The sequence below is a fragment of the Mesorhizobium sp. M0862 genome, assembly GCF_040319795.1.
In the GTDB taxonomy this organism is placed as follows: Bacteria; Pseudomonadota; Alphaproteobacteria; order Rhizobiales; family Rhizobiaceae; genus Mesorhizobium.
Map to the genome: position 1 here is coordinate 329,765 of NZ_JAMYOJ010000004.1, position 13,423 is coordinate 343,187.

Here is a 13,423-nt window from a genome sequence, read left to right on the forward strand (position 1 = left end):
TTGTTGGATAAGCTCTGGACGGGGCCAGCCATATGCTGTTCAACGCGGTTCGCTATGACTGCCGTTCCCGACACCGAGGCCTCCGCCGCAACCGCCAGCAATGCGCGGCGCGTGGCGTTGATCGTTGCCATCGCGTTTTTCATGCAGCTGCTGGATTCGACGATCATCTCGACCTCGCTGCCGCAGATGGGACAATCCTTCGGCGTGACGGCGGTGGCGATGAGCATCGGCATCACCGCCTACATGCTGACCATGGCGGTGTTCGTGCCGCTGTCGGGCTGGCTTGCCGACCGCTTCGGCGCGCGCAACATCTTCCTGCTGGCGATCGTACTGTTCACGCTGGCCTCGCTGGCCTGCGGCTTCTCGCAAAGTCTGCCTCAGTTCGTTGCCGCTCGCGTCGTGCAAGGCCTTGGCAGCGCGCTGATGACGCCGGTCGGGCGAATTCTGGTGCTGCGCAATGCGTCGAAATCGGAGCTGCTCAACGCCACGGCGCTGATCACCTGGCCGGCGTTGTTTGCGCCCGTGGTCGGGCCGGTGCTTGGCGGCTTCATCACAACCTATCTCTCCTGGCACTGGAATTTCTTCATCAACGTCCCGCTTGGGCTCGTCGGGCTGGCGCTGGTCGCGCGCTTCATTCCGGGCGACCGCGCGGCCGATCCCAAGCCGCTGGATTGGCCGGGGTTTTTCCTCACGTCGCTGGGGCTCGCGCTGCTGCTCTACGGCCTTGAGCGCATCGCACATCCGGAAGACGGCGCCTTGCCCGCCGTGCTGCTGGTTGCCGCCGGCATCGTCATCGGCTGGCTGGCGGTGCGGCATCTCCGGCGCGCGCCGCATCCGCTGCTCGATCTCAGCGCGTTCAGGGTGCAGACCTTCGCCATCTCTACGCTTGCCGCCGGCACCATTTTTCGCGTGGCGATCAACGCCACGCCGTTCCTTTTGGCGCTGCTGTTTCAGGTCGGCTTTGGCCTTTCGCCGGTCGATGCCGGCTTGATGATCCTGGCCTATTTCCTCGGCAATCTCGGCATGAAGACGGTGACGACGCCGACGCTGCGGCGCTTTGGTTTTCGCACGGTCATGGTCGTCAACGGCCTGATCGCCTCGGCCTCGATCATGGCCTGCGCTGCGATCTCGCCGGAGACGCCGCAGGCGCTGGTGGTAGCGCTGATGCTGATCGCCGGCCTGACGCGCTCGATGCAGTTCACAGCGCTGAATACTCTGGCCTTCGCCGATATCGATGCGGCGCAGCGCAGCTCGGCGGCAACTTTGTCGTCCATGCTGCAGCAGATGTCGATGCTGTTCGGCGTAGCGGTGGCGGCTGCCATTCTGAACCTGTCGCAGATCGTCAGGCACCGGCCGGCGCTCGACCTCGTCGATTTTCGCATCGCCTTCCTGGTCATCGGCGCCATCGGGCTGGCGGCGGCGTTGCGGTTCCTCGTGCTGCCGCCCGGTGCAGGCGCCGAAGTTTCAGGCCACACGTCCAGGACCTGAATTCGCAATTTTCGCCGCTCAGGCGGCAATTAATTCCGCCTTGTGCTTTCGCCTCAGAACGGCACCTTCGCGCATACGCGCAATGGTGCAACCAAATGCCAAAAGCGCAGCCTTTTCCTAGGATTGCGCCAGTTCTAGCAATCGGTGCGTCCACTGGAAGATTATCACTGCCAACGGGTGTTCCGAGCGCGGATTCATTTGACGAAGCGGCGCCGAGCCGATTAGCTTTCTCGGAAGGGGTGGCAGAGCTGCCATCGGGGCGAATGCAGACATGAACACGATTGGCTGGCCAAATGTCAGGAGCCTGAATCAGGAAGGCATTGTCTTTGCCATCGCCGTGGTGCTGTTCGTCGCCGCTGCCATTGGGCTGCCTGGTTTCATCGCTGCCAACAATCTCGTTGCCATCGTCCGCTCGGTGTCGGTGCTGGGCATTTTGGCGCTCGGCATGGCGGTCGTCATAATCGGCAGGGGCATCGACCTGTCGGCGGTGGCGATCATGGCGATGTCGGTCGCCTGGTATCTACAATTGCTCAACGCCGGAACGCCTGATGGGCTCGCCTTCGCCTATGTGCTGGCAGGCGTGCTCGCCATCGGCCTGCTCAACGGTTTTCTCGTCGCTTATGCCGACGTGCCGGCGATCTTCGTGACGCTGGCGACCGGCTCCTTCGTCTTCGGCTATGTCCGCTCGCAACTGATCACACAGGATGCGGTGCCGGTGCCTCAGGGCCATTGGGTGGAGTTGCTCGGCGGCCTGCGTTTCCTCGACATTCCGATCGAAGTGTTCGTCTTCGCCGGGCTCGCCTTCCTGTTCTTCCTGTTCCTGCGCTACACCAAATGGGGCCGCTACATCTATTTCGCCGGCGACAATCCGGTCGCCGCGCGCAACATCGGCATTCCGGTGCGGCCAATGCTGGTGCTGCGTTATGTGGTTTCGGCCTTCGTCGCGCTGATCGCCGGCCTGCTGACGGCGTCGAGCCTGCACTCGATCAACACCCGCGTCGTCAACTCGACGCTGCTCTATGACATCGTGCTGGTGGCGGTGATCGGCGGCATCGGCCTGTCCGGCGGGCGGGGCGGAGTGCGCAATGTGCTGGTGGGCGCTGCACTTATCGGCATCCTGTCGAACGCGATGACCATCATCGACATTCCGCTGCTCTATCAAAACCTGATCAAGGCGGCGATCCTGCTCGGAGCCATCATCGTCGACGGCATCATCAATCCGCGCGACGAACAGACCGCGCAGCAGGGCGACATCTAAGGGGTACCCGACGGGTCATGCGGACCGGCCGGCAATAAGTGAAAAACAGAGGATGTGACATGAAACTGATCAGAACACTGATGGCGGCCGCCACGGCGCTTGCCGCTACCGCCTTCGTCGCGCCGACCTTCGCCGCCGACGATCCGGGCCCGGCCGCATACGCGCAGGCGCTCAAGGGCAAGCGCGTCATGCTGGTGCCGCTGGCGATGGGCTTCGACCTTGCGCAGGGCTGGTCGCACTATCTGAAGACGGAAGTCGAGGCCTGGGGCGGCACCTTCGAAACACGCGATCCGAACTGGGTCGTCGATGCCGGCGCACAGGCGATCACCGACGCGATCTCGTCCGACACAAGGCCGGACGTGCTGATCATCCATGCGCCGGATCTCAACTCCTATTCCAAGCTGATGAAGAAGGCGCAGGCTGCCGGAACCTACGTCATACTGGTCGACAATCCCGCCAACTTCCCGGCCGACGCCTTTGTCGGCAGTGACTGGGACCGGCTCGGCCAACTCGAGGCCGAAGCGGCGATCAAGGGCTGCGGCGAGAATTCGTCGAAGAAGATCGGCCTTGTGCAGGGTGATCAGGCCAACTCGTCCAGTCTCTACCAGTATGCCGGCATCATGAAGGTGCTGGAGAAGCACCCCGACTTCAAAGTCGTGGCCAAGCCCGACTCCAACTGGGATCCGACGACGTCGCGCAACGTGACGACGACAATGCTGCAGCAGAACCCGGACATCTGCTCTATCATCGACTTCTGGGATGGCGACGCCACCGGCGCATCCGCCGCCATCCGCGACGCTAAGCTCGACGGCAAGGTGTTTTTGGTCACCACCGGCGGCGGTGAAAAGGCGGCCGATTGCGACAAGCTGCAGGACGGCACCTATGGCGCCGTTGTCATGACAGACCTTGCCCGCCAGTCCGGCGACATGAACGCTATCATCAAGTTCCTGCTGCAGAGCGGCCAGCCGGCCGGCACGTCGCACACCTACATCTACACGCTGGAGAAGGCTACGACCAAGGCCGACCTCAAGCCCGACAGCTGCTGGGACCTGAAGGCGCTGCAGGCCGAAGCGGCGGCGAAGTAAGCCGCGCTTTTCGACTGAAATAAACGAGGTGACTGGACAATCCGGTCACCTCGTTCCCTCATGGAATAGCAGCCGCCGATGTCCTTTCGCGAACGCCTCCAGTCCTGGCGCTACAATCTCGTGCCCGACCATCTGGTCGGCGAGATCCTGACAAAACGCTGGACCGACAACGCCATTCCGTTCCTGGCGCTGGTGGCGACGCTCAGCGTGTTCGGCTCGATCATTCCCGGCTTCTTCAAGCTGACCTCGCTGCAGGAATCGAGCCGCCAGCTCGGCGAGTTCTCGATGGTGGTCACCGGCATGACGGTGGTGATGCTGGGCGGCGGCATCGATCTGTCCGTCGGTTCGATCTTCGCGCTGTCCTGCTTCTCCGCCGTCTATGTCTTCTTCATCCTCGAACAGTCTATCTGGCTGGCGCTGGCGGCATCGCTTGCCACCGGGCTCATCTTCGGCGCCGTCAACGGCTACCTCGTCGGCTATCTCAGGCTGCGCGCCTTTCTGACTACGCTGGTCACCTTCATTTTTGGCCGGGCGCTGTTCGATATTCTCGTCACCACCTATGCCGCAGACGTGCAGCTTTCCCAGGCGACATCCGATGTGCTCGACTTCATCGGCGACAGCACCTTCTGGGGGCTTTCGGTCTCGGTGTGGCTGGCGATCATTCTTGCCATCGTCACCCATATCGCGCTGACGCGCTCACGGCCGGGCTGGCATGTGCTGGCGGTCGGCGGATCCAGGCGCTCGGCGCACAATGCCGGCATTCGCGTGCGTCGCACCGTGTTCATGACCTATGTCTTTTCCGGCTTCTGCGCCTCGATCGGCGGCTTCCTGATCGCTTGCCGCCTGAGTGGGGCAGGGCCGGGCACCGGCCTCAACCTTGAGATCATGGCGCTGACGGCGGCGGTGGTCGGCGGCGTCAGCCTGGGTGGTGGCCGCGGCTCGGTCATCAAGGGGCTGATGGGCGCCATCATCGTGCTGACCATGACCAACGGGCTGATCCGGCTGGGCTATGGCACCGGCACCAACCAGATGGTGCTGGGCATCATGCTGGCGGTGGCGGTGACGATCGACATCCGCTGGCTGAAGAACCGCCATAAGGTGCTCAACGAAGTCTATGTCGCGCCGGTCTATCTCAAGATGGGCGAGACACAGTCTGCGGTGCCGGGCTCAGGCACGCCCTACGCGCTCGACAACCGGCTGTCGGCGGCCGACCATATCGGGCTCGGCGAGTTGGAAGGGCCGGAAGACGTCATCCTCGACCGCGACGACCATCTCTATTGCGGCACGCGCCATGGCGAGATCGTCCGCTTTTTCGCACCGGATTACGTTAAGTCGGAGGTGTTTGCCCATATCGGTGGTTTTCCGCTAGGCTTGGCCTTCGACAAATCGGGCAATCTGATCAGCTGCGTCGGCGCCATGGGGCTCTATTCCGTCTCACCGGATCGGGAAGTGAGGCGCTTGTCGGCCGAGACGTCGCGCTCCTGGACCTCGATCGTAGACGATGCGCGGCTGCGCGACCCCAATGATTGCGACATCGCGCCGGACGGGCGCATCTATTTCACTGACTCCACCAAGCGCTATGACGCCCACGATTGGGCGCTTGACTCGATCGAGAACCGCGCCACCGGCCGGCTGCTGGTCTATGACCCGAAGGACGGTTCGACGAAGACACTGCTCGACGGCTACCGCTACACCAACGGTGTGTGCATGGCGCATGACGGCAAGTCGCTGTTCTTCGCTGAGAGCTGGGCCTGCCGCGTGCATCGCTACTGGCTGGAAGGGCCGAAGGCGGGCGCCGCCGAATGCGTCATCCGCGACATGCCGGGCTATCCCGACAACATCAACCGCGCCTCCGACGGCAATTACTGGATGGCATGGCTCGGCATGCGCACGCCGAGCTTCGACCTGTCGCTGCGCCATCCCGATATGCGCAAGCGCATGACGCGCCGGCTGCCGCAGGACGAGTGGCTGTTCCCCAACATCAACACCGGCGGCGTGGTGAAATTCAACGACAAGGGCGGCATTATCGAGGCGATGGGCGACCTCACCGGCGGCGCGCATCCGATGGTCACCTCGATGCGCGAGCACAAGGGTTTCCTGTTCGTCGGCGGCATCCTCAACAACCGCATCGGCCGCTACAAGATTGCGGGCGCGGACCCGACCTGGACCAGCTCCGCTTCTTATTGGGGAACGCAGCCATGATCCTCGATCCCATCTTGGACATGTTTCGCGGCAAGGCCGTCACCATCCCGCCGCTCGACGGCGCCTTCCGGCCCAACACGCGGCTCGATGATGCGCCGGTTTTTGCCGGACTGATCGAACCCGACAATCTGCTGGTTGCCGATGGCCGGCTGCTCGCTTCCAGCGGCAACGCCATCTATTCGCTTGCCGCAGAAGTGGAGCCGAAGGTTGTCGAGACCTTTCCTTCCCCCATCACTGCGCTGGCTCTATCACTGTCGGGAGAACTGACGGTCGGACTTGAGAGCGGCAAGCTGCTGGTCGCCGGCAAGGAGGTTTCGCTGCCGTCTGGCGTCAGCTGCATCACCGCGCTTGCCTATGCCGAGGACGACACGTTGTGGCTGGCCAATGGCTCGGCTGAGCATGCGCCGTCGCTATGGGCCGCCGACCTGATGAAGAAGGGCGCGTCCGGATCGCTTTGGAGGCGGGACGCAGCCGGCGGCGGGTTCCGCAAAGTGGCCGGCGAGATCGCCTTTCCCTATGGGCTCCATCCCACGGGGCGAGATGTGCTGGTCAGCGAAAGCTGGCGTCACCAGCTTGTTCGCTTCGATGGTGCAACCGGTAGCCGCTCGACCGTGCTGACGCATCTGCCCGGCTATCCCGCGCGCCTTGCGCCGGCCGGCGATGGCGGCGCGTGGCTGGCCCTGTTCGCGCCGCGCAACCGGCTGATCGAATTCGTGCTGCAGGAAACGCATTACCGGCGCGACATGATCGACCAAGTGCCGCCGGCCTATTGGATCGCGCCGGCGCTGGCCTCCAACCGCAGCTTCCTCGAACCGCTGCAATGTGGCGGCATCCGCACCATGGGCATCCACAAGCCCTGGTCGCCGAGCCGCTCCTACGGGCTGGTGGTGAAGCTCGACCGGACCATGCAGCCGCAATTCAGCCTGCACAGCCGCGCCGACGGCACGCGCCACGGCATTTGCAGCGTGGCGGAGAAGGACGGACTTCTATTCATCGCCTCCAGGGGCGGCGATTGCGTGCTCGACGCGGGAGGTTTCTGATGGAACCGATCGTGCGCCTGGAAAATGTCACCAAGAACTATCGCGGCGTGCCCGCGGTCAGACAAGTCAGCTTCGAACTGCGCAAGGGCGAAATCCACGCGCTGCTCGGCGAGAATGGCGCCGGAAAATCGACACTGACCAAGATCATTGCCGGCGTCGTCGACGCCACTTCCGGCAAGATGTTCCACAAAGGCCGCGAGATCGCCTACGCCTCGCCGCATGCGGCGCTCGAGGCCGGCATCGCCATGGTGTTCCAGGAGACCAGCCTGGTGCCGTCGATGACAGTGGCGCAGAACCTCTATCTCGGCACCGAAAAGTTTCTCAACCGGCTGCGCGGCACCTACATTTCGGCGCAACAGTTTTTGCAATCGCTGAACTTCCCGGTCGACCCGAACGCCATGGTGGCAACGCTCGGCGCGGCCAAGCGTCAGATGGTCGAGATCGCGCGCGCCGTTCACCACAATGCCGAGATTATCATCTTCGACGAGCCGACGGCGACGCTGACGCCGGAGGAGAAGCGGCACTTTTTCGCACTGATCCGGCGGCTGAAGGCGAACGGCGTCTCGATCGTCTTCATCAGCCATGCATTGGAAGAGGCGCTAATGATCGCCGACCGCATCACAATCCTGCGCGATGGCGAGTTGGTCATAACCGACGACACATCGGCCTTCGATCGCGACAAGATCGTCGCCGCCATGGTAGGGCGCACTTTGTCGGGACAGATCTACCGCCAGCGCGACGAGGCGAAGCTGCGCAAGGCCGGCAAGAAGGTGCTGTCGGTGCAGGACATTTCGATGAGCAATGTCGTGCGCAACACCTCCTTCTCGATCTTTCAGGGACAGATCACCGGCGTGTTCGGGCTGATCGGCTCGGGCCGCACCGAGACCTTCAAGATCGTGTCGGGCATCTACAAGCGCGATTTCCTGCGCGGCGGCGCCATCGAGCTGGACGACCGGCCGGTACGCTATCTCGTGCCGAGCGAAGCGGTCGCCGACGGCATCGTCTACGTCTCCGAGGACCGCAAAAGCGAGGGCATTTTCGAGACGATGGGCATTGCCGAGAATTTGTTCGGCGGGCTCCTGGCGGCGGGCCGCGAAAAGGCCTGGGTGATCAACCAGCAGGAGATGCGCACGCTTTCCGCAGAATGGACGAAGACGCTGAACATCAAGGCGATAAACGACAACGCCCGCGTGGTCGAGCTTTCCGGTGGCAACCAGCAGAAGGTGGTGATCGGCAAGGGGCTGGTGCAGCAGCCGCGCATCGTCATCTTCGACGAGCCGACGCGCGGCGTCGATGTCGGCGCCATCGCCGAGATCCACCAGATCATCAACCGGCTGGCCGATGAGGGGCTGGCGGTGGTGGTGATCTCGTCCTACCTGCCGGAAATCATGAACCTGTCGGATCGGATTCTGGTGTGCCGACAGGGGCGCATCGTGGAGGAGTTCTCGCCGGCGGAGGCGACGGAGGAGAAGATCATGTATGCGGCAGTGCACTAGGTTGCCGGTCGGTGTTTGACGGTGCGCATACGTCACCAATTGGCGAAGGCCTCAGCGCCTTCGTCATCCTCGGGTCTCCGCGACGGCGCTTCGCGCCTGCTTCGCCCGTGAATGACGAAGCTGAGATGCTTCGGCCAATCGCCATGGTTCTGTCAGCATCAAAAACTGAATCGGAATAGCCGGTTAGCCGCCCTTGCTCGAAACCTGATTCAACCACCTGATCCACCGATTCAACGAAAGGAAACGCCATGGCCGCCACAAAACTCCTCAGCGATGCCGAGGTCGAAAAAATCCCGGTTGCGAAGGCTGTGTTCGACGACATCCGCGCGACGCGCAAGTCGGACTTCGTCAACAATTTCTGGCGCGGGCTGGCCAACGATCCGGCCTTGCTGAAACGGACATGGGACCAGGTGAAAGTGGTGATGGCTACGGAAAGCGCCATCGATCCGCTGACCAAGGAGATGATCTACATCGCTGTGTCGACCGCCAATGGCTGTTCCTATTGCGTCCATTCGCATACGGCAGCTGCCCGCGCCAAAGGCTTGACCGATGCGCAGCATGGCGAGCTGGCGTCGATCATCGGGCTGGCCGGGCAGACCAACCATCTGGTGACTGCGATGCAGATTCCGGTCGATCCTGAGTTTGAAGTGAAGTGAGGGGCGGCTTTCGCTTCTCCCCTGTGGGAGAAGGGAAAGCGTGCGCTATGCCGGTCTGTAAACCTTCTCTGCTGTATTCCAAAAGATATCCGCTTCCGCCACCGGACCGTGCTTCGCCACGGCTGCACGATGCGCCTTGATCAGTTCGGCGTGGCTGGTCCAGAGCTTCTCTATCGGGAAGTTGGAGCCGAACATCAGGTGGTCAGCGCCCAGAATGTCGATCGCATTGTCGACGATGTAGGCAATCAACGCCGGATCGTTGCGGTGGGCGAAGGTGCCGAGGCCCGACAGCTTGGCGTAGAAGTTCGGCGCTGTTGATAGAGTACTCAGGCCGGCTTTCCAGGCCTCGGTGGTTTCCGGCTCCATGCCGGTCAGCATGCCGGCATGGGTGAGGATGAAGTTGATCTGCGGGTTCTCGCCGACCAGCGTCAGCCCGTCCTTCATCTGGGCAGGGAAAAGCTGCAGGTCGAAGGACAGGCCATAGTCTTTAAGCCGCGCGACATTGGCCCGCACCTTGGGGTCGATGACCTGATCGGCCGAGGCAGCGAAGCGGAAGGCCGGCGTCTCGTGCCAATGCAGCTGCATGCGCACGCCGCGCAGCAGCGGGTACTTTTTCAATCGATCGATCTGGGGCCGGACATCGTCGACAGTCATATCGGTATAGCCGACGATAGCGTGCGGCCAGCCGGTCTCGTCGGCAGTCTTCTGCAGGAAGGCGACTTCTTTTTCGAAATCCTCCTTGGCCCAGTTGGTCTGGACATAGACGGCCTTCTCGACACCTGCGCCTTGCTGATCGGCGAGAAATTCCTCGATCGGATAGTCGCGGCGAATCGGCTCGTAGGGGCCAAAAATGCGCGGCACCATCGGGCCGACCAGCCAGGGCTGATCCTGCTGGCGCCAGATGTGGAAATGCGCGTCGATGGCTTTCTGCATCACGATACCCTTTTCCAGATTGCCGACGCCGCCGGGGCAGGGCGGGCGAGCGACAGGATGAAATCGGTGAGGCTCCCGGGCGACGAGCCGTCGATGAGATCGTCGAGATCAGGCAGGATGGCGCGGAGTGCTGCCGTGGCGGGAAGGAAACGCGGGTCACCGGCCAGCGGTGTGGCCAGCGACAGGCGAAAGGCGCGGGCGCTCAGGCGGCGTATCGCGGTCTCGAGATCGGCATGGTCGCCGCGCTCCAGCGCGTCCGACAGGATGATCACAGCAGCGCCGCGGGCGAAGGCTGAGAAACGGGGCACCGAGAGGAAGGCGAGCAGGGTCGGTCCCATGCGCGTGCCGCCGTCCCAGTCGTCGACGAGTGCCGCCGCGCGGGCGAGAGCCTGGTCGCGATCGCGGATACGCAGTGCGGACGTGATGCGGGTGAGCCGCGTGCCGAAGGTGAAGATTTCGGCACGGTCAGCACCTTGTACGGCGGCGTGCGCCAATTTGAGATAATCCGATGTGTGCAGCTTCATCGAGCCGGAGACGTCGATGAGGATCAGCAGTTTGCGCGGCACCGTCTGGCGGCGGCGGAGCTGCGGCGAGGGGATATCGCCATCGGCGCTGACGATTTCCCTGAGCGAGCGGCGCAGGTCGAGCTTGCCGCGCGAATGGGTGCGCACGGTGCGGAAGGAGCGGCGGGCGGGCAGGGCAGCCGACAGCTTGCGGCGAAAGGCGGTCAGCCTGTCATCGTCGCGCTGAAAATCGCGCGTGCTCAGTTGCTCCAGGCCCGACGACAGCTCGCCGCCTTTCTCCTGGCGCGTCGTCTGTTTCTCCTCCTGGCGCGTGCCGTGATCGTCTTTGATGCGGGTTTCCTCGTCTTCCTCGCCTTCGATCGAGGGTTGGCCATCGCCATGGAAGTGATTGCGAAAATGCGCCTCGAATTCGCCGCGGCGATCGGGCGGGGGGGCAAGCGTTGCGAGCGCCGCCTCGCGGATGTCGGCCATGGAGCGCGGGCCGAGCAGGGTTATGGCCTGCATGAAGCTGCAGACCTGCTCGGGGGCGACGGCAAAGGCGTGGCGGCGCAGCAGCCGGGCGAAGTCGAGGAAGGGCGCGGAGGCGAGAGGAAGGGTTCCCTGACGCATCATTCCTTCGCGCCCCCCTCTGTCCTGCCGGATATCTCCCCCACAAGGGGGGAGATCAGCAGCTTTGGCGCTTCGGTTCTTTCTGCGCCGCTGGAGATTGGCGAAAACCAGGATGACGGCTGATCTCCCCCCTTGTGGGGGAGATATCCGGCAGGACAGAGGGGGGCGCTGTCCCGCCAGCGTTGCAGAGTGCCCAGGTGAGGCCACCTCGCTATGAACGAGCTGTTGACCTCACACGTCACCCCAGCGCCTCCTCGACAATCTGGCCAAGCTCCGGCGCGATCGCGGACAAATCCTCCTCGTCCTTGATAAGCACACCGATGGCTCGGCGGAAGGCTTGCGGCCATGGGCTGCCGCCTTTCTCCAGTATGGTGGCGGCGTTGGCCCATTCGACGGCCTCGGAGATGCCGGGCGGCTTGGCCAGTGGCCGCGCGCGGATCGACTGCACGGCATTCGCCACGGCGCGCGCGGTGGTCTCGGCGACATTGCCGGCGCGCAGCATGATGATGGCGGCTTCGCGCTCGGCGTCGGGATAGCCGATCCAGTGATAGACGCAACGCCGACGCAGCGCCTCCGCCAGTTCGCGGGTTCGGTTCGAGGTCAGGATGACGATCGGCTGCGCCTCGGCGCGGATCGTGCCGCGCTCAGGGATGCTGATTTGGAAATCGGAAAGGAATTCGAGAAGCAGCGCTTCGAATTCGTGGTCGGAGCGGTCGATCTCGTCGACCAGCAGCACGCGCTGCTCCGGCGCCCGCAGCACCTGCAGCAATGGCCGCGCGATCAGAAAGCGGTCGTCATAGATGTCGATCTCATGCTCGCCGGCATGGCGGATGGCGAGCAGCTGGCGCTGGTAGTTCCATTCGTAGAGCGCGTGTGCTGCGTCGATGCCTTCATAGCATTGCAGCCGCACCAGATCGCGGCCAAGCAGTTGCGCGATCGCCTTCGCAGCTTCGGTCTTGCCAACGCCGGGCGCGCCTTCCAGCAGCAGCGGCTTGCCGAGCCGTATGGCCAGGAAGATGGCGGTGGCCAGGCTGTCGTCGGCGAGGTAGCGCGATCCAGCGAGGTGGCGTGCCACCGCCTCCGGCGAGGTCGCGACAGTCTCGGCATTCGGCTCCTGCATGTCGTCCTCAGTTCGCCGCTTGCGCCTTCAGCGCGCGCAATATGCGCTCCGGTGTGATCGGCAGCGTGTCGATGCGCACGCCGACGGCGTCGAAGACGGCATTGGCAACCGCGGGGATCTGCGGGTTCGCGCACATTTCGCCTGGTCCTTTGGCACCGTAAGGACCATCCGCCGACGGCCGCTCCAGCACGATGATCTCGGTTTGGGCGAGATCGCCCGGTCCCGGCATCAGATACTGGTTGAAGTCGGTGCCGCCATGGTCGCGGTTGGGATAATAGGGCTCGGTCGTTTCGTAGAGCGCGTGGCTGATGCCCATCCAGGAACCGCCGACCAGTTGCTGCTCGACCATTTTCGGGTTCAGCGCGCGGCCGATCTCAAAGACGTTCTTCACGGTCAGCACCGTAACCTCGCCCGTCTCGTCATCGACCTCGACTTCGGCCACCGTGCAGGCATGGGCGTAGCAGGTCGACGGCTTCATCGCGCCGGTCTCTTTCTCCGGATAGGAGCGCGGGATCAGGAACATGCCGCGCCCGGATATCGAGCGCCCGCGCTTGAAATGCGCCGACAAGGCGACATCGAAGATCGAGATCGACTTTTGCGGCGCGCCCTTGACCAGAATATTGCCCTGGCCGTCAGTCTCAAGGTCGGAAGCGTTGACCTCCAGCTCTTCCGCCGCCACTTCCAACATCACCTGGCGCGCTTCCTTGGCCGCCTGGATGACGGCATTGCCGGCGCGGTGGGTGCCGCGCGAGGCGAAGGTACCCATGCAGTGCGGGCCGGTGTCGGTGTCGGCGGTGTCGATGGTGACCCGGTCGGTCGGCACGCCGATGGTCTCGGCGCAGATCTGCGCCATGATCTGCTTCAGGCCCTGGCCGAGATCGACCGACGAAAGTGTGACCATAAAATTGCCGGTCGGCGTCGAATGCACCAGCGCCTGCGTCGGGTCGCCGCCAAGATTCATGCCCGTCGGGTAGTTGATCGCGGCGACGCCGCGTCCGCGCCTTATCGCCAT

General features: G+C 63.5%; 11 protein-coding genes and 1 pseudogene. 7 read left to right on the forward strand and 5 right to left on the reverse strand.

The features are described 5' to 3' along the window. Nucleotides 1-54 precede the first annotated feature (54 nt). From NKI15_RS08665 to NKI15_RS08695, 7 genes are all read left to right on the forward strand, one after another. Nucleotides 55-1,488: a DHA2 family efflux MFS transporter permease subunit gene (locus NKI15_RS08665; RefSeq protein WP_352515214.1), complete on the forward strand. Its 1,434-nt coding sequence runs from the start codon at nucleotides 55-57 to the stop codon at nucleotides 1,486-1,488. Between the two features lie 271 nt (nucleotides 1,489-1,759). Continuing rightward, nucleotides 1,760-2,746 carry an ABC transporter permease gene (locus NKI15_RS08670; RefSeq protein WP_023668176.1) on the forward strand — a complete coding sequence of 329 codons (987 nt, stop codon included), beginning with the start codon at nucleotides 1,760-1,762 and terminating at the stop codon, nucleotides 2,744-2,746. 59 nt (nucleotides 2,747-2,805) lie between these two features. Then, a complete protein-coding gene (locus NKI15_RS08675; RefSeq protein ID WP_023668177.1) occupies nucleotides 2,806-3,831 on the forward strand; it encodes a sugar ABC transporter substrate-binding protein in 1,026 nt (341 codons plus the stop codon). 78 nt (nucleotides 3,832-3,909) lie between these two features. Next, on the forward strand, nucleotides 3,910-6,033 hold the full coding sequence (locus tag NKI15_RS08680) for an ABC transporter permease (RefSeq protein WP_352459566.1): 2,124 nt from the start codon (nucleotides 3,910-3,912) through the stop codon (nucleotides 6,031-6,033). Then, a complete protein-coding gene (locus tag NKI15_RS08685; RefSeq protein ID WP_023696217.1) occupies nucleotides 6,030-7,073 on the forward strand; it encodes an SMP-30/gluconolactonase/LRE family protein in 1,044 nt (347 codons plus the stop codon). The genes NKI15_RS08680 and NKI15_RS08685 overlap by 4 nt, the downstream gene beginning before the upstream one ends. Continuing rightward, complete coding sequence (locus NKI15_RS08690) at nucleotides 7,073-8,569, forward strand: sugar ABC transporter ATP-binding protein (RefSeq protein ID WP_023736014.1); 1,497 nt, start codon at nucleotides 7,073-7,075, stop codon at nucleotides 8,567-8,569. Before NKI15_RS08685 ends, NKI15_RS08690 begins: the two co-directional genes overlap by 1 nt. Before the next feature lie 248 nt (nucleotides 8,570-8,817). After that, nucleotides 8,818-9,225 (forward strand): carboxymuconolactone decarboxylase family protein, encoded by a 408-nt coding sequence (locus tag NKI15_RS08695; protein WP_023736013.1) that lies wholly within the window; start codon nucleotides 8,818-8,820, stop codon nucleotides 9,223-9,225. Between the two features lie 45 nt (nucleotides 9,226-9,270). Here the strand turns inward: NKI15_RS08695 and NKI15_RS08700 are convergent, their stop codons facing one another. The 5 genes and pseudogenes from NKI15_RS08700 to NKI15_RS08715 form a co-directional block, all read right to left on the reverse strand. Next, the gene (locus tag NKI15_RS08700) at nucleotides 9,271-10,158 is read right to left on the reverse strand and encodes an amidohydrolase family protein (protein ID WP_023687944.1); all 888 of its coding nucleotides are present in this window, start codon (nucleotides 10,156-10,158) and stop codon (nucleotides 9,271-9,273) included. Further along, nucleotides 10,158-11,294: a vWA domain-containing protein gene (locus NKI15_RS08705; RefSeq protein ID WP_023752948.1), complete on the reverse strand. Its 1,137-nt coding sequence runs from the start codon at nucleotides 11,292-11,294 to the stop codon at nucleotides 10,158-10,160. The genes NKI15_RS08700 and NKI15_RS08705 overlap by 1 nt, the downstream gene beginning before the upstream one ends. A gap of 2 nt (nucleotides 11,295-11,296) precedes the next feature. After that, nucleotides 11,297-11,466: pseudogene (locus NKI15_RS31970) on the reverse strand (ABC transporter ATP-binding protein); the annotation flags it as partial. A gap of 63 nt (nucleotides 11,467-11,529) precedes the next feature. After that, a complete protein-coding gene (locus tag NKI15_RS08710; protein ID WP_023741753.1) occupies nucleotides 11,530-12,411 on the reverse strand; it encodes an AAA family ATPase in 882 nt (293 codons plus the stop codon). Between the two features lie 7 nt (nucleotides 12,412-12,418). After that, nucleotides 12,419-13,423 carry a xanthine dehydrogenase family protein molybdopterin-binding subunit gene (locus tag NKI15_RS08715; RefSeq protein WP_023699673.1) on the reverse strand — a complete coding sequence of 335 codons (1,005 nt, stop codon included), beginning with the start codon at nucleotides 13,421-13,423 and terminating at the stop codon, nucleotides 12,419-12,421.

What these genes read in the sequence shown, in the direction of transcription:
- NKI15_RS08665 (WP_352515214.1), top strand. Translation starts at nt 55, where the DNA reads ATGACTGCCGTTCCCGACACCGAGGCCTCCGCCGCAACCGCCAGCAAT.
- NKI15_RS08670 (WP_023668176.1), top strand. Translation starts at nt 1,760, where the DNA reads ATGAACACGATTGGCTGGCCAAATGTCAGGAGCCTGAATCAGGAAGGC.
- NKI15_RS08675 (WP_023668177.1), top strand. Translation starts at nt 2,806, where the DNA reads ATGAAACTGATCAGAACACTGATGGCGGCCGCCACGGCGCTTGCCGCT.
- NKI15_RS08680 (WP_352459566.1), top strand. Translation starts at nt 3,910, where the DNA reads ATGTCCTTTCGCGAACGCCTCCAGTCCTGGCGCTACAATCTCGTGCCC.
- NKI15_RS08685 (WP_023696217.1), top strand. Translation starts at nt 6,030, where the DNA reads ATGATCCTCGATCCCATCTTGGACATGTTTCGCGGCAAGGCCGTCACC.
- NKI15_RS08690 (WP_023736014.1), top strand. Translation starts at nt 7,073, where the DNA reads ATGGAACCGATCGTGCGCCTGGAAAATGTCACCAAGAACTATCGCGGC.
- NKI15_RS08695 (WP_023736013.1), top strand. Translation starts at nt 8,818, where the DNA reads ATGGCCGCCACAAAACTCCTCAGCGATGCCGAGGTCGAAAAAATCCCG.
- NKI15_RS08700 (WP_023687944.1), bottom strand. Translation starts at nt 10,158, where the DNA reads ATGCAGAAAGCCATCGACGCGCATTTCCACATCTGGCGCCAGCAGGAT.
- NKI15_RS08705 (WP_023752948.1), bottom strand. Translation starts at nt 11,294, where the DNA reads ATGATGCGTCAGGGAACCCTTCCTCTCGCCTCCGCGCCCTTCCTCGAC.
- NKI15_RS08710 (WP_023741753.1), bottom strand. Translation starts at nt 12,411, where the DNA reads ATGCAGGAGCCGAATGCCGAGACTGTCGCGACCTCGCCGGAGGCGGTG.
- NKI15_RS08715 (WP_023699673.1), bottom strand. Translation starts at nt 13,423, where the DNA reads ATGGCGATAAGGCGCGGACGCGGCGTCGCCGCGATCAACTACCCGACG.